Origin of the sequence: Streptomyces sp. NPDC079141, assembly GCF_040686775.1 — a bacterium.
In the GTDB taxonomy this organism is placed as follows: domain Bacteria; phylum Actinomycetota; class Actinomycetes; order Streptomycetales; family Streptomycetaceae; genus Streptomyces.
Genome location: NZ_JBFBLP010000047.1, coordinates 1 through 1459, shown reverse-complemented (window position 1 = coordinate 1459; position 1459 = coordinate 1). Strand labels below are relative to the sequence as shown.

The window sequence follows — 1459 nt, the reverse complement described above, 5'->3', positions numbered from 1 at the left end:
GACACGGCAGCTGTAGTTCTGGCGTCCATGCTGGTCAGCGGCTATGGGGGCGGGGGCGGGCATGGGTACGGCCACCATGATCATGAACGTTTGTGACGACGTATCAGAACCAGGTGGCCGTGGAGGCCACGATAGCCCAGGCCGTGTGGGACAGACTGTTCGGGGCGGCGATGGACGCGATCGCAGACTGCTTCGCCCGGCGTGAGACCCGTGCGACGGCGGCGGAGATGATCACCGGGCTGCTTGCGGAGGTGGACACCCGCAACTGCTGGACTCTGGCCGAGGCCCTGGGGCATCCGGGACCGCACCGGCTGCAGCACCTGCTGTCCCGGGCGAGCTTCGACCATGACCGGGCCCGGGAGGAGATCGCCCATCTCATCGTGCGTGAACTCGCAGGTCAAGACGTGGTCCTCGTCGCGGACGAGACCGGGGACGCTAAATCCTCGACCGGCTGTGTCGGCGCCGGCCGCCAGTACTCCGGTGCGATCAAAGGTGTCGGACTGTGCCAGGTCGCCGTGCACCTGGCCGCCGTCACCGCGTCCGTGCGGGTGGTGATCGACAGGGTCCTGTATCTCCCGAAGGACTGGGCCGCGGACGAGGAACGCCGCGAGGCGGCCGGCGTCCCTGAAGAGATCACGTTCGCGACGAAGCTGCAGCAGACCGCCGCCATGGTCAACAACGCGCTCGCGCTGGGCGTGAAGGCACGCTGGTTCGCCGGTGACGACGTGTACTCCGGACGTGAACTCCGCATGAGCCTGCGCGAGTTCGGGCTCGGTTACACGGTCGGCGTGTCCCGCACCCACACGGTCACGGATGGAGCGGGCCGCAGATGGAAGGCCCACCAGATGATCAACAAGGTGCTGCCGCACCAGTGGATGCGCATGCACACCGGACACGGCACGAAGGGCACCCGCGAGTACGACTGGGCCTGGCTCGACATCCGCGCGGACGACACCCCCGACGGCCACGACCGTGACGGCACCAGCGTCCTGGTCGCCCGCCGACACCGCTACACCGGCAAGATCTCCTACTTCCGCTGCTGGGCAGCCGACGACATCACCCTCGCCCAACTCGTGGAAGTGATCTGCCGGAGGTGGCGGATCGAGGAGACCTTCCAACTCGGCAAGACCTTCACCGGCCTGGATCAAGGGCAGGTGACCTGCTGGAACTCCTGGATGCGCTGGTCACTGCTCTCGTTGATCGCATCCGCCGTCCTTGCCCTGACCACCGCCGCCACGACCACGGCCCGCCCAGCCGGAGCCAGTCGACTCATCCCGCTGACCTGCCCCGAACTCGTCCGACTCCTACGGGCATTCGTCCTCACACCACCCGTCCAGGACCCGGAACACATCCTGAACTGGATGACCTGGCGCCGACACCATCAAGCTGTCGCGCGAGCCTGCCACCAGCACCGACACGTCCTCCAAGATCAGCCATGACCAGATCTACAACTGCCGTG

1 protein-coding gene is annotated in these 1459 nt (G+C 66.8%); it reads left to right on the top strand.

The genetic code is table 11. The features are described 5' to 3' along the window. Positions 1-92 precede the first annotated feature (92 nt). Entirely contained in the window at positions 93-1439 is a 1347-nt protein-coding gene (locus tag AB0Q90_RS42060; RefSeq protein ID WP_363166034.1) for an IS701 family transposase, read from the top strand. Positions 1440-1459: the final 20 nt, after the last annotated feature.